Raw genomic sequence first — 23687 nt, 5'->3', positions numbered from 1 at the left:
TAATGTTTCAATATATAATTAAGATATATAAACATAGTAATTTTTTCTGATTTGTTTAATATAATTTTTCAATTCTAAGTTCACAAGAATTTCCGTTAATTCCATTATACTTAAATTAGTCTCTCCAGCTATTTCATTCATATGCTTTGGAAAGAAACTTAAACAAGCATACACTATTTTTTCTTTGGTTTCAAGTAATTTATCAATTTTTTTCATTTGGTTTTTACAATTTTTATAAATAATTCCATAATCATCCAGTATATCTTCCGGTCCTGTAACCATCTTGGCACCAATTTTTATCAGGTTATTACATCCCGCACTCAGGAGGTCGTTTATTCTTCCCGGAATAGAATAAATATTTTTCCCCTGCTCCAAACCCATATCTACCGTAATTAAAGAACCGCTTTTTTCTTTTGCTTCTATTATTAATATTCCGTCGGACATACCGCTGATCAAACGGTTTCTTATCGGGAAATTACAGGCTTTCGGATAACAATTAAGCCCGTATTCTGATACGATCCCACCCTTTTGCTGCATTTCCATATATATGTTAAAGTTCTCTTTGGGATAGCAGATATCAACGCTGCACCCCTCAACTGCACAGGTATAACCTCCTGCCGCAAGAGCGCCATCATGAGCATAACCGTCAATTCCCCTTGCCAGTCCGCTGATAATCTGGACACCTGCACTTGCCAATTCGTAAGAAATGTATCCGGCAGTTTCTTTACCATAATCAGAACAGTTTCTGGCCCCTACGATTGCGATGCTTAACCTGTTCTCTTCCGGTAATTTCCCTTTAACATAAAGACCATACGGCGGATTGTATATATTATGCAGTTTAGACGGATAATGAGCCTCCTCTTTCGTTACAAAATATATGCCTTTGCTGATTAATTTAGCATAGTTTTCTTGTATTCTTCCCACCTCTTTACTATTTATAATTGTATCTTTATCAGCATCCGTTAATATTCCGATTTGATTCAGCCCAGTACCTTTATCCATAAAAACCTGTTCCGGTGTTTCAAAAAAATCCAATATTGCCTGTATTTTTTTAACACCAATCCCATCCAGATTGCATAACCAAAACCAATATTCTTTATTTATCATGCTTTTTTCCTCTCCTGTTCCATAATAATGGTATATATAAAACAATATTTTATCTTTAAGTTTTACTGCCTGTTATTATATCTAATCTTCCCAATATTTCTTATCTAATGATCTATAGCAAATCGCTTCACTTAAATGTTTTTCTTTAATGTCCTCGGAACCGTCCAAATCGGCAATCGTGCGTGATACTTTTAATATCCTGTGATATGCCCGGGCGCTTAAATTCATCCTGGTGAAAGCTTTCTCCAACAGGCCCTTTTCTTTTTTGCCTAACTTGCAATACTGATTTATGGTTTTAGGTGTCAGTTGGGAGTTAAAATAAAATATTTCATCCCTGTAACGTTCTAACTGTATCTCTCTGGCTGACATAACCCGCTTTCGAATGCTTTCCGAAGTCTCCGATAGTTTATGATTTTCCAGGTCTTTATAATTAACCTGCAGTGCTTCAATGCAAATATCAATCCGGTCTAATAACGGCCTGCTTATTTTCCCAATATACCGCTTTACCTGATTTATTGAGCAGTTGCATTTGTTACGGTCCGGATAATATCCGCAGGAACATGGATTCATGGCTGTAACCAGCATAAAATCCGCCGGATATTTATAAGTTCCATAAAGTCTTGCAATGGTAACTTCACTTTCTTCAAGGGGCTGTCTTAATATTTCTATGGTATTACGGTTAAATTCGGGAAATTCGTCAAGGAAAAGGACACCGAGATGGGCTAAGCTAATCTCACCCGGCATGGGAGTTCTGCCGCCGCCGGCTAATGCTGCGGCAGTAATTGTATGATGTGGAGAACGAAACGGCCTTTTTTGAATTAAGGAACAGTTATTATTTAATAAGCCGGATACACTGTAGATCTTTGATATTTCTAAACTTTCTTCAAAGGTTAGTTCAGGCATAATTGTTGGAATTCTCTTAGCCAGCATAGTTTTCCCGGCTCCGGGAGGTCCGACCATAAGGATATTGTGCATACCGGATACTGCTATCTCTATTGCTCTTTTCGCCAGTTCCTGTCCGGTCACATCGGAAAAGTCCAGATTGTCCGCATCTTCTCTGGTAAAAGACAGGTCTTCCGTATGAATAAAATATGGTTCCAGGATTGTTTCATTATTTAAAAATCTTACTGCTTCCTGCAGATTTTTAATACCATAAACATCAATACCCTGTACTACGGCGCCTTCCTTAATATTTCCCACCGGAACGACACAACGTTCAAAACCCAGCTTATATGCGGTATAAACAATAGGCAGTACACCATTTACCTTATTAATTTCACCATTTAGGCTCATTTCACCTACAAAAAGAGTTTTATCAAGATTTTCTTGGGGAATATAACCGAAAGCGGTTAAAATTGCGATTGCAATAGGCAGATCAAATGCAGTACCTTCTTTTCTAAGGTCTGCGGGAGATAAATTAATGGTAATTCTCTTGGCTGGCAGCTGAAAACCGGAATTTTTCAGAGATATCCTGACTCTTTCCCTGGCCTCCCTTACTTCGGATCCCAAGTAACCAACCAGATCAAAAATTGGTAGTCCGTCACTGACATCCGCTTCCACGGATACAATGATGCCATCGATTCCGTTCACAGCAGCACTGAAAGCTTTACTGAACATACATGCTCCTTTCATTATCTCTCTAATAAAAGGAAACATCATCCAGATTCAGTATAACAAAGAACCCTGATTCTTACAAGTTAATTTTTTGAAAGATAAAAGAGGTTTCTGTCAATCTAAGATTAACAAAACCTCTTATTCAGAAAATATTTAAACTAATAATTAGTTAACCGTTCCTAAAAGCCATTCTTCTTTTTTAATGGAATAGCAGACATCATCATATACCTGTCCATTATAAATCTGACTTCCCATCCGTAAAATTCCTTCATATTGGAATCCACATTTTTCTATTACCCGTTTGGATTGATAATTAAATGGATAATGATAAATCGATATCAGCACCAAATCCAGTTCTTCAAAAGAATAGCGGACTACTTCTCTTACCGCTTCCGGAATCAATCCCAGCCCCCAATAGTTTTCGGAAAGTACATAACCGATCATCCTTATGTTTTCTGCATTTCTTTTTCTGTCATTATGTAATCCGATTGAGCCGATTACTTTCCTATTCGATTTATAAACTACTGCCCAGACTTCTTCCTCCTCAATAAATGAATTTAGTATTTTCTGTGATTCGTCAAGACTTTGATGAGGTTTCCATCCTGCCATAGGCCCTATGTTGGGACTTTTAGCATACTCATAAAAATCTTCCAAATCAGAAATCTCCCAATTTCTAAGCAACAACCTGTCAGTTTCCAATACTTTCATAACTACCTCCCCTCATTATGAATTTAATAATTAAAAATGATTATTTTCCAGGATATTTTATGATTAAATCCAGCTCATCCTTATATTCATATTTTATGCTGTGAAACCATACATGATAATAAAATATTATTTTAAATTATCCTTATCCAGTATCTTCTTTAATTCATTCATAAAAGTATTTACATCTTTAAATTCCCTGTAAACGGAAGCAAATCTCACATAGGCGACCGGATCCAAATCTTTTAGTTTATCCATTAGTATTTCACCGATAATAGAACTGGGAACTTCCTTTTCTTCCAAATTAAAGATGGCATTTTCTACTTCATCCACTAAAGCATTAATCTGGTCAACAGATATAGGTCTCTTATGGCAGGACCGGAATACACCCGCTTCAATCTTGGCCCTGTCATAAGGTTCTCTGTTATTATCTTTTTTAATAACGACTAATGGAATCGCTTCTACTTTTTCATATGTTGTAAATCTTTTGGAACATTCATCACATTGACGTCTTCTTCTGATAGAACTGTTATCATCTGCAGGTCTTGAATCGATAACCCTGGTATTTTCTTTACCGCAAAATGGACATTTCATTGTTTACACCCATTGCAATCTGCAATTGCATACCACAGACAAGTCTGCGGTACTGCCACTTAATAAAACGTGAAACATCATTCACTGGTTGAAAGAATCTGTATGTGGCATCCTTTCTCTTCTTATATTTCCTTTCAACCTTATACTTCTTTCTCATTATCAATTTTCGTTAATTACCCCTAAATCAATTTTACTAAACTTCATTTAGTTATATAGTTCTTTTCTTGCCAATATTTTAATATAATTATAGCTCGATTATATTGAAGTTTTACCTTTTGGTCAAGTCATTTTCTACATATATCCATATTTTAAAACATATATTTAATAATAAATGCAGCTGCTTAACCGAATCCAGTGAGGTGTTAGCAAGATGAGAATGTGTGAGTTAAAAGAAAAGGAAGTTATAAACTGCAGAGACGGTGAAAGACTTGGCTTTATTTGTGATGTGGAAATCGATATACATACCGGAATTGTTGTTCGGCTTATAGTGCCTGGTCCATGTAAAATATGGGGAATCTTAGGGAGAGATCAGGAATATGTGATTGATTACACCTGTATCAAGCAGATCGGTGCCGATGTAATCCTAGTAGATATTGATTCGGAGAAAGCTCTTGTAAAATCTGCTTTCCTATAAAAAATATGGTTGTCGCAAAATTTCTTATAATAAATATTAACAGGTAACTATTTATATTTTTTATATTTGAAGAATTTTGCAACAACCCAGTGTTCTTGTATTATAATATTTTATTTTAAAGTATTTTCTTAATTTCAGAATTTTTATTAAAGTCTTCAATCATATAATATGCACTTATACCATATCAATATATTAATAATTATTGTACCAAATAATTTTTCATACTTTTTAAAGCTGATTTTTCAAGTCTGGAAACTTGAGCCTGGGAGATACATATTTCCTTGGCTACCTCCATCTGTGTTTTACCTTCATAAAAGCGCAGTTCAATAATATTTCTTTCACGTTCAGATAATTTGGATAGGGCCTCTTTTAAAGAAATTTCTTCAACCCAGTTTTCTTCTTTATTTTTTTTATCACTGACCTGATCCATAATATAAAGCGTATCTCCGCCTTCCGAATATACAGGTTCATAAAGTGAGACAGGACTTTGTATTGCATCTAAGGCAAATACGATATCCTCTTTGCTCATACCGATTTCGTCGGCAATTTCACAAACGGTTGGTTCTTTATCATTCTTTTTTAATAAAGCTTCTTTGGCATAAATAGCTTTATAGGCCGTATCCCTAAGGGAACGGCTGACACGTATACTGTTATTATCTCTTAAATAGCGCCTTATTTCGCCTATAATCATGGGAACAGCGTAAGTTGAGAATTTAACATTCTGCGTAATGTCAAAATTATCGATTGCTTTCATAAGTCCAATACAACCAATTTGAAATAAATCATCAACATTTTCATTGCTATTGGAAAAACGTTGTATAATACTAAGTACCAACCGAAGATTACCTTTTATATATAATTCCCTTGCTTCTTTATCCCCCTTTAATATACGCTTAAATAATTCTTCCTTTTCACTATTGTTCAATAATGGTAATTTCGACGTATTTACACCACATATTTCTACCTTATAAAGAGCCATATTGAAACCTCCCAAATTATATTTACTAAATTAATGATTCACTATTTGGGTTCTCTTTATACGATAAATTAGAATGTAATAATTTCCTTTTTTGGCAGTAATTTTATTCCAGTCTTAACATTTCTTTTTTCAACCGTTTAATAATTTTCTTCTCTAATCTGGAAATATAAGATTGGGAAATTCCTAAAAGATCCGCCACTTCTTTCTGGGTTCTCTCATTTCCATCCTCCGTATTTAAACCAAATCGTAACTGTACGATGATTCGTTCTCTTTCACTGAGCTTAGACAACGCTTTTCCCAAAAGTTTCCGATCCACTTCTTCTTCAATATTTTTATAAATAACATCTTCTTCCGTGCCTAAAATATCAGATAAAAGTAATTCGTTTCCGTCCCAGTCAACATTTAATGGCTCATCAATGGATACTTCCAGTTTTGTTTTATTATTTCTCCTTAAATACATTAATATTTCGTTTTCAATACACCTGGAAGCATAGGTTGCAAGCTTAATATTTTTGTCCGGATTATATGTATTAATTGCTTTAATTAAACCGATTGTACCAATGGAAATTAAATCCTCCACGCCAACACCGGTATTATCAAACTTTTTAGCTATATATACAACCAACCGCAAATTATGTTCAACTAAAATAGATTTTGCCTCAGTATCATATTCCGTTCCCAGCTTTGCAATTTCTTCCGCTTCCCTTTCTGCATCCAATGGTGCGGGAAGAACTTCTGCTCCACCAATATAATGTATATCTCCATGACCGTTAAATAATATACTTCTAAAGTCAGGAATAACCCTAAATTGAATTTTATTTGGTATTGTAATTTTCAATAGCATTTTTTACTTTTCCTCCCTTTACACTTTCACCCAATGCACCACTTCCGTACCTATCTGTTACATAATACCCCTATGTAAAATAACCTGATATTCACGTCTTTTTGACAATTTCTCCCTGTTAATGGCCGTATATACTTTCTCGCTGTATATCTTTTCTTCACCATTAAATATAACTACCCGATTCATCACTATTGCAGGTAACATACCGTTTTTTTTACCGATTGAATGATACGGAATCATAATAATATTAAAATGCTCCTCTTCCTGTTCCTGTAAATTGCTGTTTTCTAATGAATTTCCCTTTTCATTCAAAAAGGTGCGCCCTCCATCAAATGTATCTAACATTATTTGAAGTTGATTCTTTTGGCGTACCGTTAATAACGGTTCTATTGCAGCAAATTCTGCAACTATTACCGGCTTCCCATAAATCGGATCATACAAATCATTACCTGTATCTAACAATCCGATTATTTTAATACTCTTATCTCCATATGTTAATTCTGTCTCAAACGTCTGTAATTCCCCGCTTCGTATGTTATTTACAGTAAAAATAAGAATCTTCACCGCTAAAGTACCTACAAGAATCGCCAGGACAAAATAACCCATATTAAGATTCTGAAATAATCTTCCCTGAATTAATTCTGTAAAATAATATCCCAACATGGAGTGATAATAAAGTGAATTTAGTACCCCACCTAAAAAAAAAGTGGTAATATAAAGTATAAAAACTGCTTTTAATGTTGCCGCCAGGTTTCTAAACTGAAATGAAACTATTATCATAGCAAAACAAATTACAACATAAGCAGCTAAAAATTGAATCAAACCGTTTAGCCCCTGCAGAACCGCCAGTATACAGGCTCCCAAGGCTCCTATAGCGGCTCCTGACAATAACCGGAACACAGAATTTTTATACTTTAATATTTTCCTTACTATCAGAAGCAACAGGATATCCATGATAAAATTAATTACAAAAATTACATCTACATAAATCTCAAGGTACAAGTCCACCCCCGCTTCCATAACTTGTATTTCTTTACCTATTATAGCTTCTTTGCCCTGTAGAATTTGTCATTTTCTGGTAATTAATTTGTCTTTTTCATTTACTCATACTTACAAAATAATGGTTAATATATCACTATGGTACTTAAATATGTATTTTTTTTACAAATATATTCTAACTAAAGTTGCATAATATTTCCTGCAAATTTCAAGCCTCCTGAAGAAATGCCATGCTAATACACTACAGTATGCATGCGTGAGTATCCTGCCCGGAGGACTTTTATTTCATACGGAAGTTCTTAGAACTTTCCTTTGAAACGAAAAAGAGCCTGTCCCAACTTTCGGTAAAAGTTGAGACAGGCTCTTTTCAATATTTTTTTATTATTTATTTATGATTTCGGTTTTTCTGTAAAAATTCTGGTATTTTTATACCGCTAGGTTCCGTCGTTCCGGTATTAAAAGGACTGCTGCCGGAAGAAATAGGATTTGAACCTGCGTAATTTTGTGAAGGTGTTCTATTTATGTTGTTGCTGCTGTTTGCTGCAGCTACTTGCGAATGCGCTTTCGCATAAGAGGATGAAGTATTTACCCCGCTGTTAAATTTATATTCGGATCTTGTATTTGGCTGTTTCAAAAAACTGGGTCCGGATACCTGTTCTTTAACTCCGGAAGCTTTACTGTCTAAACCGGTAGCAATTACAGTAATCGTAGCTTCATCCGGAGTAGTTTCATCATACATGGCACCAAAGATAATATTAGCAGAGTCACCGGATAATTCCTGAACCATAGTTGCTGCTTCGTTAGCTTCAATAAGACTTATATCTCCGGAGATATTAATAATAACATGGGTAGCACCCTGTATTGTAGTTTCTAATAATGGGCTGGTGATAGCTTGATTTACTGCATTTACGCACTTATCATCTCCTTTGCCAACACCAATACCAATATGTGCGACTCCTTTATCCTTCATAACTGTCTGTACATCGGCAAAATCCAGGTTAATTAAGCCGGGAACATTAATTAAATCCGTAATTCCCTGCACACCCTGCTGCAATACTTCATCTGCTTTTCTAAGTGCATCCGGCATAGTAGTTCTTCGGTCTACAATCTCAAGTAATTTATCATTAGGTATTACAATCAAAGTATCTACATGTTCCTTCAGTTTTTCAATTCCGCTTAATGCATTGTTCATACGGGCTTTTGCTTCAAATTTAAATGGTTTTGTCACAATTCCTACCGTCAAGATCCCCATCTCTTTGGCAATCTGGGCAACTACCGGTGCTGCACCGGTTCCTGTTCCGCCACCCATACCGCAGGTAACAAATACCATATCCGAGCCTTTGATAATTTCAGTTAACTCTTCCCTGCTCTCTTCAGCAGCCTGGGCTCCGATTTCAGGTTGAGCACCTGCTCCTAACCCCTTTGTTAACTTCTCGCCAATTTGAACACACTGTGGTGCTTTACAATTCTTCAAGTGCTGTTTATCCGTATTAACACAAATAAAATCCACTCCAATGATGTTCTCTTCAATCATTCTATTAACAGCGTTATTCCCTGCACCCCCTACTCCAATAACAAGTATTTTTGCAGTTGAATCAGCTTCATTTGTTCTTATCTCAAGCAAGGTACTTCCTCCTTCACTATACTAATCGTTCTATACTATATTTCATAACCCTGATAAACTAATAACATATTCAAATTAGATTAAAATTTCCCTTTCATACGCTTGTCCTGCTTATATGTATAATTAGACGAGTATATTCTTTACCTATAGTATATAATATATTTATTTACTAAAATAATCAACCCTAAATTAATATTTTTTTACTTCAAAGGTTTGGCAATTATTTCATCTTGTCTCTCTTTAAAATCCGTCATATCCAAAATAATTTTTTTACCTTTTGCCTTTGGTAACACATTCTTTAGTTCAGCAATCTGTTCATCATAAGTATCCCTTTTTCCTAACAAAATCTTAATATCCCCACTGTATAGCGTAACATCCAAATTGGAATTAAATTGAATCGTATTGATTTTTAATCCGAATTTCTTAATTAACTGCGTAATATTAAGAATTACATGGAACAAGGATTTCTTCTGAACTTCGAGTTTCTCATATAAAATAATCCGGTTGAAACTTAAACCCGTTATAAACGGTACCTCATCCAATTTTTCATTCGAACTTTCCACAACAATACCATCTTTGTCAAAATACATATAACCACCCATAAATTCTATACAGCCGGTAATTACTTTCTCATATACATGTATTTTTACTGTATTTTTGTTTACCAATTCGATATCTATATCTTCGACAAATGGAATACTATCTACCTTGCCGTATTTATAACGAAGATAAAGTAAGATTGTATTCCGATCTGTCTTTTTGGTAATCACTTTGTCTTGTAATTCTTCATTTGTATAATGACTGCTGCCTTCTACAATAACCGTATCCAGCCTGCAGGTTACAAACAGTATAAACGCAGGAATGATTATAACAAGGCAGAGAATAAGCAATTTCATCAAGCCCAGTAATAAACCGTTATTATGATATTTTACCCTCTGTTCCTTCATTTCAGCTCCTATCGTATTCACTGCGTGCTATTTGCTGCTTTTTAATACTAGGTTATCATTTTGATGTCTGCACCTAACCCTCTTAAATCTCTACATATGTCCTCATATCCTCTTTCAATAAAATAAGGATTATATATAGTTGTTTTACCTTTTGCCATAAGTCCAGCAATAACCAGTGCTGCACCACCCCTTAATTCACTGGCAAATACCTCACATCCATAAAGGGTGGGCACACCGTAAATAGTAGCTTCCCTTCCGGAGATGCGAATATCTGCTCCAAATTTAATCTGTTCTTTTACATTTTGGTATCTTCCCTCAAATATTTCTTCTACAATTTTGCTGGTACCTGTAGCCATCATAAGAACTGACATAATTTGGGACTGCATATCCGTTGGAAAACCAGGATAGGGCATGGTACGGATAAAAGGTATTGGCTTTGGTCTTCCCGAAGAAGCAATTATAATATAGTCTTCTCCTGTTAATATACTGCAGCCCATCTCCCGCAACAACTTAATAACAGTATTAAGGCTATCTTTGCCTATACCTGTTAATACCGCTTCTCCTCCGGTTCCGGCTACAGCAGCTAAGTAAGTACCTGCTACGATTCTGTCGGAACAAGCGGTATATTCAGTAGGGCGTAAAAAATCAACTCCTATGATTTCAATCGTTTCCGTTCCGACACCTGTGATTTTTGCACCGGCAGCATTTAAAAATTTACATAATTCTGTTATTTCCGGCTCTTTTGCAGCATTGATTATACTGGTTTTGCCTGAGGCTAAAACTGCGGTAAGTATTACATTCTCCGTTGCCCCCACACTCGGGAATTTTAAGAATATATCATTGCCTTTTATACCTGTAGTAGTACATTTAATCAGCCCGTCCTCTTCTTCCAATGAGACGTTCATATCCTGAAAAGCACTTAAATGGTAATCAATTGGTCTTGCACCAATGGTACATCCCCCCGGATACGTAATGGTTACCGAATGTGTACGGCCTAATAAAGCACCCATTAATATGATGGAAGACCGCATCATCTTGACGTAATCTTCCGGAACCGTCGATGTATTAAGCTTAGTTGTATCAATAATGAGAGAAGATTTTTCCCACCATATGTTACAACCGATTGCCTCCAATATTTTAATCATATGAAAAACGTCTAATATCTTGGGACAATTATTCAGCTTTACTATTCCATTTATCAGTACAGTAGCTGCCAAAATCGGTAATACTGCATTTTTTGAACCTTGTATGTTAACTTCACCATTCAGCTGCTTTCCTCCAATGATCTCTATAAATGCCATGGTGCACCTCATCAAACTTGAATATACAATTACTATATGAAATATTCTTTGATTTGTGCCTGTAGCCAAATGGTAATAGTAAATACCTATCTCTCATATTTAATCTGGTTTGAAACACTTAGCGCAATTCCCATTTCAAACAGTAAAACCATTAAAGAACTACCTCCGTAACTGATAAAAGGCAGCGGAATTCCTGTGGAGGGAATTGTATTGGTAACAACGGCTATATTAAGTAAAACCTGTACTGCGATATGTGTCAGTACTCCTGTAGCAATGAGACCTCCATATAAATCAGAGGCATTGATCGCGATCACAAATAATCTCCATACCATTAAAACAAATAACATGATTACGGCGACTGCTCCAAAAAGTCCAAGTTCCTCGCAAATTACGGAAAAAATCATATCATTATGGGATTCCGGTATGAAGCCCAGCTTTTGCATACTCTCTCCAAGTCCTTTGCCAAAAATTCCTCCGGATGCGATGGCATATAATCCCTGCAAAATCTGATATCCTTTTGGATGGGTTTCAACATTCCTCCAAACATCTATACGGGTGCTTCGGTAACTTACCCCGAATACAAAAGCAGCTCCGATTGCTCCCATTATGATTCCGGATGCGACAAAATATAATTTTTTCCTGCTGGCTACAAAACAAATTGCAACCATGATAGCGGACATTACTAATGCAGTACTAAAGTTAGGTATTAAGACCAATACAATTAATGGAGCGATAAATACGGCTACCCTTATAAAACCTTTGAATTTATCCAGTTTTACCGGTGATAAATTTACTATGTATGCAGTAAATAAGATTACTGCTATTTTGGAAAGCTCTGATGGCTGAAATCTGCCAAGCGGTCCTAAATCAATCCAGCGTTTCGCACCGTTGATTTCCGCACCAAAAATCAAAACATAGGTTTGTAATAAAATACAAAATATAAACAGTAATGTAACTGGCTTCATTTTTAGAATTGGTAATTTTGTAATATAAATACGATAGTCTATTTTTGATACAATTAACATAACCACCGTACCAAGTACTGCGAAGGCTCCTTGTTTTTCCAAATAGAAAGCCGGATTTCCAAAATCTCTGCTTGCATTATACGAGCTGGTACTATAAATCATAACCAACCCAAAGCATACCAGAAACAGTGTTAAGAACAGAAGACTGTAATCATAGTAGCTATGGAATTTTTTTAATTTTCCCTGTTCTCTTTCTGCTCTAGTCATTGATTGCTCCTATCTGTACGAAATGTACGTATCATACTGCCGGATTTGGAATTTATTTTTATTCTAGTCAATTAATCTAAATCCTATTTTAGAAATCGATTAATCTTTAGAAATCTATCAATCCAAATTTTTTACATATTCCTTAAATAAGTGCCCGCGTTCCTCGTAATTTTTAAACATTCCCCAACTTGCACAGGCAGGTGACAGAAGAACGGAGTCACCTTGATTCGCTTTCTTTGCACACACGTTTACAGCCTCTTCCAGGCTTTCTACCATAATAATATTTTCAAAACCATGGCGTTTTGCTGTTTCTGCAATTTTATCCCTGGTCTGACCTAATAATACCAAATAGCGGATTTTACCGCCAAAAGCCTCCAGCCACTCATCATATTCGGAACCTTTATCATAACCGCCGGCTATTAAAAGCGTCGGTGTCTGCATGGATTCAATTGCTTTCATAGATGCATCCGGATTTGTTCCTTTGGAATCATTATAATATTTAACGCCGTGTTTGGTAGTAACAAATTCGATTCGATGCTCCACTGCAACAAAATTGGTAATTGCATATTTAATTTTATCCATAGGAACTCCAAGGGAAATTCCGCAGGCAACCGCAGCCATTACATTTTCATAACTGTGACGTCCGAAAATATTTAATTCCTGTATATTACATACTAAGGTTTTATTCTGGCTGTCATTATAAATAATATTTTCGCCCTCAAGATAAATACCATAATCTAACGCATGCAGGCTACTAAAGTAGAATACTTTTGTTTTTAGCTCCTGCCCTATTTTTCTTAAAACTTCATCTTCATAATTTATAACACAAACATCACTACTATCCTGATTTCGTGTAATGTTTTTTTTCGCTTCAATGTAGTTTTCCATCGTATGATGTCTGTTTAAATGATCCGGCGTTATATTTAAAATAGCACTTACATTGGGTTTGAAAGATTCAATAGATTCTAATTGAAAGCTGCTCATTTCTGCAACCGTAACGGATTCTTCCGTTGTATTTAGTACCATTTCCGTATAAGGCACTCCGATATTCCCAACTACAAATACACTATTAAAATAGGTCTTCATAATTTCACCGACCAGTGTTGTAGTAGTTGTTTTACCATTCGTACCGGTAATTCCCACAATTTTACCCTTGGAAAAATAATATGCAAGCTCTACTTCTCCCCAGATGGGAATCTTTTTATCCCTCATTTGGTTTACTAACTCTAAATCAGTAGGTACACCCGGACTTAAGATTACCAAATCAATGGTATCAATTAATCCCTCCGGTATGGAACCCAGAAGAATGGTGCCATTAAAATCCTCCGGTAATTTGGCCTTTATTTCATCTTTATTTAACTTATCATTGCCATCATATACGATAATATCAGCAGCAACTTTCTGCAATAAATTCACAGCAGAAATACCGCTTATACCGGTTCCAAATACAAAAATCCGTTTATCATTCAGTTTCATCGTATTAAATCCTCCCTGATGTTATATTCCCATTAGTGCTATTAAACAAAGAATTGCTGTTATGACCCCGAAAACTGCTACTACTCTTGTCTCCGCCCAGCCGCATAACTCAAAATGATGATGAATCGGCGCCATTTTAAAAATTCTTTTACCACCGGTTAATTTAAAATATCCGACCTGGAGCATAACTGACAGAACCTCAATCAGATAGATTAATCCTACAATGAGTATAAATAACGGCATTCGAAGCATATATGCCGAAGCAGCCACAAATCCTCCTAAGGCCAGTGAACCGGTATCCCCCATAAATACCCTTGCCGGGTAAATATTAAATACCAGAAATCCTAATAAACTACCTGCTACGGCACAGGTGATAGGAGAAATACCGCTCCCCATTCCGATTGCAACAACAGAAAAAAACGTAGCAATTAAAAGCGTTACACTGCTTGCTAAACCATCCAGGCCATCTGTGAAATTGGCACCGTTTACGGTACCTAATACAACCAAAAATAATAATGGAATAAATAAATATGATGTATCTAAATACATACCGCCTTTAAAACCACCGGTAAAAGGGATAAGCATAGTTGAACCAACATCGGTATAATTTACTAAATAATAACCAAAAATTGCAGTAACTAATATCTGGCCTACCAGTTTCTGCCAGGCCCTTAATCCCATCGATCTTTTCATAACAACCTTGATATAATCGTCCAGTAATCCAATAATACCAAATCCAACTGTTGAGAATAAGACCGGTATCATATCCGGATATTTACCAATATAAGCTAAAGAAGTAAGGGTAACACTGAGTAAAATAATGATTCCGCCCATGGTTGGCGTACCCGATTTCTTTAAATGGCTCTCCGGTCCATCGTCACGTACAAACTGGCCAAATTTTAGCCTCTTTAAAAAAGGTATTAAAATCGGGCACAAAATTACACTGATAACAAATGATATGATAACCGGCATTAATATTTTAAAATCCATCTTTTTTTCCTCCCAAGTGAATCCTCTTGTTATTTCTTTCGTAAAACCAACTTTTTTATTATATTCTATTCCAGATATAGAATCAAGTCACTATTTAGATTTATCTTCTCACCCGGTAACGGGAATTGCTCCTTGATCGTTTCACCCTCACCTAAATAATAAATGTCACCATAATCGGTGTCTTTTAAGATTTCTTTTAACTCATCTTTTTTCTTACCCACCAGATTCGGCATGTTTATGGTTCCAACGTTAAATTCTTTCGTTTCGGCTTCTGTATAATGGGGTTCAACACCTAAATAAGGAAGTACATTGTCAAGTACCTCAGCGATTACCGGTGCTGCTATGGTACCGCCATAATAGATTCCGGTTGGCTCATCGATTAAAACGATTGCAATAACCTGGGGATTATCTGCTGGTGCAAATCCAAGAAAGGATGATATGTATTTGTTGCTGCTACGCGGTAATTTTTCTGAAGTAGCAGTTTTTCCGCCAATTTTAAATCCGGGTAAATAAGCTCTTTTACCGGTACCCTCAGAAACAACTGCCTCCAATAATTTCTTCATGGTATCCGAAGTTTCTTTTGATACTGCGCCTTGTGCACCTTCATAATGAAAAGTTTTTACAGTAGTACCTTCGGGACTTTTTACCTGAACACCAAAATGCGGTGTAACGATATTGCCTCCGTTGACAACTGCACTCGCTGCAACTAACAGCTGAAGCGGCGTTATCTGGAAAGACTGGCCGAAAGAAATAGTTGCTAATTCAACAGCTCCTACATTTTCAGGTTTATGCATAATTGATTTTGCTTCCCCTGGAAGATCGATACCTGTTTTATTGAAAAGTCCCAATTTACCAAAGTATTTATACATATTGGTGATTCCAACCCGAGCTCCAATTTCCATAAAAACTGGATTACAGGAATTCTTTATTCCCTCTACGAAAGTCTCACTGCCGTGGCCTCCGACTTTATGACACCGTATTCTTCGGTCTTCTACTATTTTATAACCCGGACAGAAAAATTTATCATCCAGCTTAACGACTTTTTCTTCCAACGCCGCAGTAGCCGTTACAATTTTAAAACAGGAACCCGGCTCATACGTATCACTGATACAGGCATTTCTCCACATATTATTCAGTAAATCGTTGGTTTGTTTACTGGTTAATGAGGAAGGGGTGGCACCTTTTAACATATTGTCCGTTAAGGTATACGGATCATTTAAATCAAATTCAGGGACATTAACCATTGCATATAATTCACCATTCTGAGGATTCATCAGAATCAGTTTTACATTATTCGCGTTTTTGGCTTCCATGATTTTTAGAGCGGCCTGTTCTGCGTATTTTTGGATATTTACGTCAAGACTGATATATAAATCATTTCCGGCCCTGGGTTCTATCCTGTCTTCCGCAGCATTGTCAATCTCGACACCATAAGCAGTAGTTAAAGTCAAAATAGTGCCATCTGTTCCTTTTAAATATTTATCATAAGCAACTTCCAGACCGATAATACCCTGGTTATCACTTCCTGTAAAACCAATTACTTTGGAAGCTAAACTGCCATAAGGATAATACCTTTTGTAATCCTCATCCACCATAACTCCGTCCAAATCATACTCACGGATTTTATCTGCAATTTCTTTATCTACATTGGATTTTATCCTTTCTATGGAAGAAACTTTCTCAACTCTCTTCCTTACTTTCTCCTCGCTTAACGAAAGTAATTCAGATAACACTTGAATTACCCGCTCCGGATCTTTAATCTGGCTATGTATAACAGAAATAGTACTGACAGGTTTATTTGTCGCAATAGCTATTCCATTTTTATCATATATGGTTCCTCTCTCCGCCTTGATTGCCCTTTCTCTTTCATGCAGATCTTCTGCGCGTTCCGCATATTCGGCCGATTTGAGGATCATCAGATAACCCAATCTAACCGTTAAGCCCACTGCCGCTATCAGAATTACAGTAACGATGACGAGGACATTACGGCGGTTAAAGGTTTTATTACGTGCCATAGGATAACCTCACATATCTTATCGTTTTATTTTATTACAAACTATATGAGGTTATGATAATATATTTATAAACTAATTGTTATTTTCAGATTGTATACCCAACCCATTGTCGCTTTCTAAGGTATCCGGTATAAAATCAAGAATTTCACCATCTTCGTCAGATTCCGTGAAAGTATTGTCATTGTCGGTTTCTAAACCGTCACCCTCTGATGAATCCGAGGTATTGTCTGAATCTTTATTATCTTTAGCATTCGCATCCTTATCGTCTGCTTCTGTAGTATTCCCATCAGCATTATCTTCATTAGAATTCCCGTTAGACATATTGGTATCCTCCGTTGTATTCTTATCTGAATTTGTCTGTGTACCAGTACTGGGCAGTACAGGAGTTGTCTTCGAAATATTAAGCCCTTTCGAAGATTCGGTAGGATATATCTCTAAAAACGGCAGGATGTCTTTTAAAATTTCTCCTGCAAATTCTGTAGCGATACCGCTTGATTGTGCTGAAGGCTCAACCTTCTGCGGATCATCAAGAACAACATATATAATCATTTCAGGTTTGTCTGCCGGTACGGCACCAATAAAGGATAACAGATGCCTTTTATCTTTTCTAGGAAATTTTTGCGCAGTTCCGGTCTTACCGCCTACTTTATAACCCGGAACCTTTGCTCCAGATGCAGTTCCCCCTTCCCCTTCTACGGTTAGATACATAGCATTATTGATAAATTCAGAGGTTTCACTGGAAACAGATTCCTTTACCAGTACCTTGTCAAAATTTTGTAAAGTTGCACCTCCCGGATTTACTATTTGCTTAACAATATGAGGCTCATAATAATAACCGCCATTTACCAAGGAGGAGAATCCACTTGCCATCTGAATCATAGTAACAGTAAAGGTTTGCCCAAAACTACTGATAGCTAAATCTACAGGACTCATTTTGTTTTCCGGAACTAATATACCTAACGCTTCACCGGGGAGGTCTATTCCTGTCTTACGTCCCATCCCAAAGAAGTTCTGATAGTCATAAAACAGTTGCTTCCCTTCTTTGGCTCCAATCTGCATCAGTGCATCATTACAGGACTTCATAAGAACTTGAGTCAGATCAACCGTACCATGTATATGGGAACACCCAATTTCAACTCCGTTAATATTTTGCCCTCCATCACAAAGATAAGTATCATTTGGATGAATAATATTTTCTTCCAGGCCCGCAGAAACAGTAAATGGCTTAAAAGTAGACCCTGGTTCATACATATCACTGATGGTATAATTTCTCCAGATTGCATTTAAAGCATCTAATTTTTCCTTATCGGTCATTTTACCGATTTCTTTTTTTGTATAAAAAGGAGTCAGATCCGTTGGATTATTTAAATCATATTCTTCATTGGATGCCATGGCTAATATCTCGCCGTTGTTTGGATTCATTACTATAACACCGATATTTTTACAATCCATATCCTTATTAAATTTTTTAATATGTTCCTGAACGATACCCTGAACATTTGCATCAATAGTTGATATAATCGTATTCCCGTTTATTGCCGGTTTCGTTGTTTGTTCCAGTTTTAATTCGGAGTCTATGTAACCGTATTCAATACCGTTTACCCCGTTTAACTGATCGTTGTAAAATTGTTCGATACCCCAGTTACCTACATTACCGCTTGAGGTAAAACCAATTACATCACTTGCCAATGTTTTATATGGATATTTTCTTACGTAATCTTCTTCAAACCAAACGCCCTGTATGTTATTATCCTTTTTTTCTTTGTCCTTAAATTGCATCATCTTCTTATAACTGATACCTTTTTCCAGAACGACATACCGGCTTTCCGGTCTTTTATTTACCAAATCCATGATAGTATCTTCCTTGATACTGTCATAACAATCCGTTAATGCCTTGATTGTTGGGGTTAAATACTTTTTATCCTCCAGCATAAATTTAACATCCAGAATAATGTTATATACTTTTTCACTGGTTGCTAAAACCGTACCTTTTCTGTCAAGAATGCTTCCCCTTTGAAAGGGTATAACTGTACTTGTATAAGTTTGCTGGGATAAAACCTTTTTCGCATAACGTTCCCCATCGGTACGGTTTATATGTACCAGCCTCACAATCAGTCCTATCATTGTGAGGATAATAATACAAAAAACAAGCAATAACTTTGCTTGCATTTTGTTTGTAAATTTTTTCATTTTTTTCTCTCTTGCTACGTTTCTCATAGATTCCCCTCAAACAAAGTAATTTAGCAATATTGATTGATTAAAAATCATACCTTCTAATCAAGGTATTAATTTTTCTTTTCTTATATATCGGATAATTAATTCAAAATCTTATCTAGTAAGTCAGAACCATTTTCTTCCGGTATATCTTCGTATTGTCTTACATAATCACTTAAATTACTTTTATATGTTATGATCTGATTATCTTTAGGATAAACCATACCAAGTTCTTTTGTTGCAATTTTATAGATATAATTTAAATCCAGTGAAGTATTCAGTTGAGATAAGGCATCTTTATTTTGATTCTGTAATTTTACCAAATTGTGTTCCAATTGGGCTATTTCCTTGTTTTGTTCCGTAAGATCGGATTGAACCTGAAGATAATTAATACAGGTATATAATGTTACGGCTATAGCAATGGTTAAAAAAAGCACAGAAAATAGATCGATACCTATGTCGGCTTTTGGTTTTCTTCTTTTCTCTCTTGCCGGTTGTCGTATCGGTTCTATCTCTTCTGGTTCGCCGTATCCCGGAATAACCTGTAATTTTCTAGCATTGCTTCCATCTATGGAATAATTATTATATTGATAACGTTGTCTTTTTGCCTCCATGCTTTTCTCCCCCCAATTTTCTATTAATGTCTAATGTCGCTCAAAAACTCTAAGTTTTGAACTTTTCGATCTCTTGTTATCAACAATTTCCTGATCCGTTGGCAGGATTGGTTTTTTGGTAATTACCTTTCCTTTTGATATATTCCCGCAAACACAAACAGGAAAGTTTGGCGGGCAGGTACAGGGATTTTCATTATTTCTAAAACTGCTTTTTACGATTCTATCCTCCAGAGAATGAAAAGTAATGATACACAGCCTGCCATTATCTGCCAACATCCCAATCATATCGTCAAGCGATTTATTTAAAACTTCTAATTCCCTGTTTAATTCAATTCGTATTGCCTGAAAAGTTTTTTTTGCAGGATGACCTGTATTCATCCTGATCTTCATTGGAATAGCCGCTTTAATTGCTTCTGTCAGTTCGTCCGTCGTCTCTATGGATTTTTCTTCTCTCACCCGCACAATATGCTTGGCAATGTTCTTTGCGAACTTGTCCTCTCCGTAATCTCTTATGATTCGGTATAAATCAAATTCACTATACCCATTTACAATATCTTTTGCTGTTTTGTCAAACCTGGTATCCATCCGCATATCTAACGGCGCATTTTCTTTATAAGAAAATCCCCTTTCCGGAGTATCCAGCTGGTAGGAAGAAACACCCAAATCCAATAGTATCCCATCAACCTTTTGAATACCAAGATCCGCTAGTACTCTCTTCATATCCGAATAATTACTTCTGACTATGGTTACCTTATCTTTAAATTCTTTCAATCGTTCGCTTCCGGCTCTTATGGCTGCTTCATCCTGATCAATACCGATTAATCTGCCATTTCCCGATAATCGTCTGCATATTTCATAGGAATGTCCGCCTCCGCCTAAAGTTCCGTCTACATATATCCCATCCGTTTTTATATTAAGTGCTTCAATTGTTTCCTCTAATAGTACGGATTTGTGTTTAAAATTAAAATTTTCTGTTAAAGTGTCCAATCTAAAACCCCCTAAAAGCTTAGTCCGAACTCCGACATATGTTCTGCAATCTGATCCATATCATCATAATCATTATTACTTTCCCATTTATCTTTGCTCCAGATCTCAATTTTACTTAAGACTCCGACAAACACGATATCTTTTTCCAACCCTGCCTGCTCTCTTAATTTGTTTGGAATCAGAATTCTTCCCTGCTTGTCCACCTCACACGTGGCAGCTCCTGCCATAAAATAACGCTGTAATTGTCTGGCTTCTTTACTTCCGGGGAGATTTTTAAGCTGAGTGACGAAGTTCATCCATTCCTCATTAGGATATACAAATAAGCAGCCATCTAAACCCAGGGTAACAACAAATTCATCACCTAACGCTTCTCTGAACTTGGATGGTATAATTATTCTACCCTTGATATCAATCGTATGATTGTATTCTCCCATGAACATGGATCTCACCACCTATCTACCACTTACTACCACTTCGCACCACTTTCCTCCACTTCTATTGATATTTTATACCACTTATGGGAAATTATCAAGTATTTCTGCATAAAAAAAAGGCAAGCAGCCATGGTTATATTTGGCAGCCTGCAACTTTATACATAATATGCACAATATATTGTATAAAATGAGTAAATGTACTATAATTCAACTATATCTGGGCACAAAAAAGAGGAATAGTCTTTTGGTCCTACTCCTCCAAATCTAGTTCTGTTAAAATCCAATCTCAATACTTTGGTTAACGTTGATTTTTTAATTTATTGTTTTTTTCTTTTTTAAGGAAGTACGTTTGAAGATAATAATTGCTACAGCCGATATAACCAATAAACCGGATAGTAACTGGGATACGGCAAATGGCGTATTCCACAAAAATAATTGATCCGTTCTTAAGCCTTCTATCCAGACTCTTCCCAAACCATATCCAGCCAGGTATAATAAAAATATTTCACCATTAAATTTTTTATGTTTCGAATATATTATTAATAATATTAAAACACATAAATTCCAAAACGACTCATAAAGAAAAGTGGGATGAACCTGAATATACGTAATCCCATTAATAACTACCGGATTCTCCCTGATCTCCATGATCCGTTTCAGTGCATCGGGCCTGCCTGCATATTTTTCTGTCAGATAAGACACAGGAGCAGTATAATCACTGCTTACATCTTTAATATCCAAAAGCATTGCAAAAGGATTATTGGTATACTTACCAAATGCTTCACGATTAAAGAAGTTACCCCATCTGCCAATAATCTGTCCCGTTATTAATCCAAGACATCCGGTATCGGCTAAAAGGGCAAAGGAGTACTTTTTTATTCTTGTGTAAACAAAGGCCGTAATAATAGCTGTGATGACACCGCCATATATAGCAAGTCCGCCATTTCTTATGTTAAATATCTGAATGGGATCCGCTTTAAATTCATCCCAGGCAAAAATGACATAATATATTCTGGCTCCGATTACAGATAATAGAATAGCATAAAGTGCAAAATCCAGATACAAATCTTTATCCTGTCCGGTCCGTTTTGCCTGCCATTCCGCTATCAGATAACCTAGTGCCATTCCACAAGCAATTACAATACCATAATAAGCTATTTCAAACCCAAAAACATTAATGTGTGAACCTACATTTTTCAGTTCAATACCTAAATTAGGAAACCAAATACTAGTTGCAGCACTTATTAACATATTAGTTCACCACTTTCTTATACATTAAAACGGAATAATACCACATCGCCGTCCTGAACTACATATTCTTTACCTTCTGAACGTACCAAACCTTTATCTTTTGCCGCATTGTAGCTGCCGCATTCAACGAGATTTTCATAGTTAACAATTTCTGCGCGGATAAAACCTCTCTCAAAATCCGTATGGATTTTGCCGGCTGCCCCCGGAGCTTTTGTACCTTTCACAATCGTCCATGCTTTCGTTTCTTTGGGTCCGGCTGTTAAATAACTGATTAAACCTAAGATATGATAACTTGCGCGGATTAATTTTTCCAAACCTGATTCTTTTAGTCCCATATCTTCTAAGAATAACTTCTTCTCATCGTCATCAAGTTCGGCAATTTCCTGTTCAATCTGGGCACATATTACAAAAACTTCAGAGTTTTCTTGGGAGGCAAATTCCTTAACTTTTTTAACAAAAGCATTACCGGCACCATCATCTGCCAAATCCTCTTCTTTTACATTGGCTGCATAGATAACCGGTTTATAAGTTAATAAATTATATCCGTTCAATAAGACAAGTTCTTCTTCATCATCCGTTGCAAAACTCTTTGCCATGTTACCAGATTCCAGATGCGCTTTCAGACGCTCCAATAATTCCAATTCCTTCGCCAGGCTTTATCATTCTTGGAACCTTTAGAGGTACGGGCAATTCTTCTCTCAAGCATTTCCATATCAGAGAAGATTAATTCAAGGTTAATTGTCTCTATATCTCTAAGGGATCTATTGATCCGTCAACATGGATAATATTTGTATCTTCAAAACACCTTACGACATGAACAATGGCATCTACCTCTCTGATATTGGACAGAAACTGATTTCCTAATCCCTCTCCCTTGGAAGCACCTTTCACTAAACCTGCAATATCCACAAATTCAATTGCTGCCGGAACCACTTTTTCCGAATGATATAAATCACCTAAAACTTTAAGTCTTTCATCCGGTACCGCAACAATTCCGATATTAGGATCTATTGTACAAAAAGGATAATTGGCGGATTCTGCGCCGGCTTTCGTCAGTGAATTAAATAATGTGCTCTTTCCTACATTGGGTAAACCTACTATACCTAGTTTCATATGTGTCTTCCTT

Annotated in this window: 20 protein-coding genes and 1 pseudogene; 1 reads left to right on the top strand and 20 read right to left on the bottom strand. The window is 36.2% G+C overall.

Going from position 1 to position 23687, the window contains the following annotated elements:
* Positions 1-18 precede the first annotated feature (18 nt).
* The 4 genes from dprA to nrdR form a co-directional block, all read right to left on the bottom strand.
* Positions 19-1107 carry a DNA-processing protein DprA gene (dprA, locus tag Ana3638_RS15775; RefSeq protein WP_161838890.1) on the bottom strand — a complete coding sequence of 363 codons (1089 nt, stop codon included), beginning with the start codon at positions 1105-1107 and terminating at the stop codon, positions 19-21.
* A gap of 81 nt (positions 1108-1188) precedes the next feature.
* Positions 1189-2724: a YifB family Mg chelatase-like AAA ATPase gene (locus tag Ana3638_RS15770; RefSeq protein ID WP_161838889.1), complete on the bottom strand. Its 1536-nt coding sequence runs from the start codon at positions 2722-2724 to the stop codon at positions 1189-1191.
* Between the two features lie 162 nt (positions 2725-2886).
* On the bottom strand, positions 2887-3429 hold the full coding sequence (locus Ana3638_RS15765; protein ID WP_161838888.1) for a GNAT family N-acetyltransferase: 543 nt from the start codon (positions 3427-3429) through the stop codon (positions 2887-2889).
* Between the two features lie 126 nt (positions 3430-3555).
* On the bottom strand, positions 3556-4020 hold the full coding sequence (nrdR, locus tag Ana3638_RS15760; protein ID WP_161838887.1) for a transcriptional regulator NrdR: 465 nt from the start codon (positions 4018-4020) through the stop codon (positions 3556-3558).
* A 370-nt stretch (positions 4021-4390) separates the two neighbouring features.
* Here nrdR and Ana3638_RS15755 point away from each other — a divergent pair, with 370 nt between their 5' ends.
* The gene (locus Ana3638_RS15755; RefSeq protein ID WP_161838886.1) at positions 4391-4654 is read left to right on the top strand and encodes a YlmC/YmxH family sporulation protein; all 264 of its coding nucleotides are present in this window, start codon (positions 4391-4393) and stop codon (positions 4652-4654) included.
* Between the two features lie 199 nt (positions 4655-4853).
* Here the strand turns inward: Ana3638_RS15755 and sigG are convergent, their stop codons facing one another.
* From sigG to ychF, 16 genes and pseudogenes are all read right to left on the bottom strand, one after another.
* Positions 4854-5633: an RNA polymerase sporulation sigma factor SigG gene (gene sigG, locus Ana3638_RS15750; RefSeq protein ID WP_161838885.1), complete on the bottom strand. Its 780-nt coding sequence runs from the start codon at positions 5631-5633 to the stop codon at positions 4854-4856.
* A gap of 103 nt (positions 5634-5736) precedes the next feature.
* Positions 5737-6477 carry an RNA polymerase sporulation sigma factor SigE gene (sigE, locus tag Ana3638_RS15745; RefSeq protein ID WP_161838884.1) on the bottom strand — a complete coding sequence of 247 codons (741 nt, stop codon included), beginning with the start codon at positions 6475-6477 and terminating at the stop codon, positions 5737-5739.
* A gap of 57 nt (positions 6478-6534) precedes the next feature.
* On the bottom strand, positions 6535-7479 hold the full coding sequence (locus Ana3638_RS15740) for a sigma-E processing peptidase SpoIIGA (RefSeq protein WP_161838883.1): 945 nt from the start codon (positions 7477-7479) through the stop codon (positions 6535-6537).
* 382 nt (positions 7480-7861) lie between these two features.
* Positions 7862-9100 carry a cell division protein FtsZ gene (ftsZ, locus tag Ana3638_RS15735; protein WP_161838882.1) on the bottom strand — a complete coding sequence of 413 codons (1239 nt, stop codon included), beginning with the start codon at positions 9098-9100 and terminating at the stop codon, positions 7862-7864.
* A 200-nt stretch (positions 9101-9300) separates the two neighbouring features.
* A complete protein-coding gene (locus Ana3638_RS15730; protein WP_161838881.1) occupies positions 9301-10047 on the bottom strand; it encodes a cell division protein FtsQ/DivIB in 747 nt (248 codons plus the stop codon).
* A gap of 47 nt (positions 10048-10094) precedes the next feature.
* Entirely contained in the window at positions 10095-11348 is a 1254-nt protein-coding gene (gene murA, locus Ana3638_RS15725; protein WP_161838880.1) for a UDP-N-acetylglucosamine 1-carboxyvinyltransferase, read from the bottom strand.
* Positions 11349-11434: 86 nt separating this feature from the next.
* Positions 11435-12580, bottom strand: a complete 1146-nt coding sequence (locus tag Ana3638_RS15720; RefSeq protein WP_161838879.1) for an FtsW/RodA/SpoVE family cell cycle protein — start codon at positions 12578-12580, stop codon at positions 11435-11437.
* Between the two features lie 117 nt (positions 12581-12697).
* Positions 12698-14056 (bottom strand): UDP-N-acetylmuramoyl-L-alanine--D-glutamate ligase, encoded by a 1359-nt coding sequence (murD, locus tag Ana3638_RS15715; RefSeq protein ID WP_161838878.1) that lies wholly within the window; start codon positions 14054-14056, stop codon positions 12698-12700.
* Between the two features lie 21 nt (positions 14057-14077).
* Positions 14078-15046 carry a phospho-N-acetylmuramoyl-pentapeptide-transferase gene (mraY, locus tag Ana3638_RS15710; RefSeq protein WP_161838877.1) on the bottom strand — a complete coding sequence of 323 codons (969 nt, stop codon included), beginning with the start codon at positions 15044-15046 and terminating at the stop codon, positions 14078-14080.
* Positions 15047-15111: 65 nt separating this feature from the next.
* Entirely contained in the window at positions 15112-17061 is a 1950-nt protein-coding gene (locus Ana3638_RS15705) for a penicillin-binding transpeptidase domain-containing protein (RefSeq protein WP_161838876.1), read from the bottom strand.
* Between the two features lie 72 nt (positions 17062-17133).
* Entirely contained in the window at positions 17134-19278 is a 2145-nt protein-coding gene (locus tag Ana3638_RS15700; RefSeq protein WP_161838875.1) for a peptidoglycan D,D-transpeptidase FtsI family protein, read from the bottom strand.
* A gap of 98 nt (positions 19279-19376) precedes the next feature.
* Positions 19377-19889 (bottom strand): septum formation initiator family protein, encoded by a 513-nt coding sequence (locus Ana3638_RS15695; RefSeq protein WP_161838874.1) that lies wholly within the window; start codon positions 19887-19889, stop codon positions 19377-19379.
* A 30-nt stretch (positions 19890-19919) separates the two neighbouring features.
* On the bottom strand, positions 19920-20876 hold the full coding sequence (rsmH, locus tag Ana3638_RS15690; protein ID WP_161838873.1) for a 16S rRNA (cytosine(1402)-N(4))-methyltransferase RsmH: 957 nt from the start codon (positions 20874-20876) through the stop codon (positions 19920-19922).
* 11 nt (positions 20877-20887) lie between these two features.
* Positions 20888-21316, bottom strand: coding sequence for a division/cell wall cluster transcriptional repressor MraZ (gene mraZ, locus Ana3638_RS15685; RefSeq protein ID WP_161838872.1), 429 nt, complete (start codon positions 21314-21316; stop codon positions 20888-20890).
* 306 nt (positions 21317-21622) lie between these two features.
* Positions 21623-22561, bottom strand: coding sequence for a prolipoprotein diacylglyceryl transferase (gene lgt / locus Ana3638_RS15680; protein ID WP_161838871.1), 939 nt, complete (start codon positions 22559-22561; stop codon positions 21623-21625).
* Positions 22562-22578: 17 nt separating this feature from the next.
* A pseudogene (gene ychF, locus Ana3638_RS26830) lies at positions 22579-23674 on the bottom strand (redox-regulated ATPase YchF).
* Positions 23675-23687 lie beyond the last annotated feature (13 nt).

This window comes from Anaerocolumna sedimenticola, assembly GCF_009931695.1.
GTDB lineage: Bacteria > Bacillota > Clostridia > Lachnospirales > Lachnospiraceae > Anaerocolumna > Anaerocolumna sedimenticola.
This window is presented reverse-complemented; position numbering and strand designations above follow the sequence as displayed.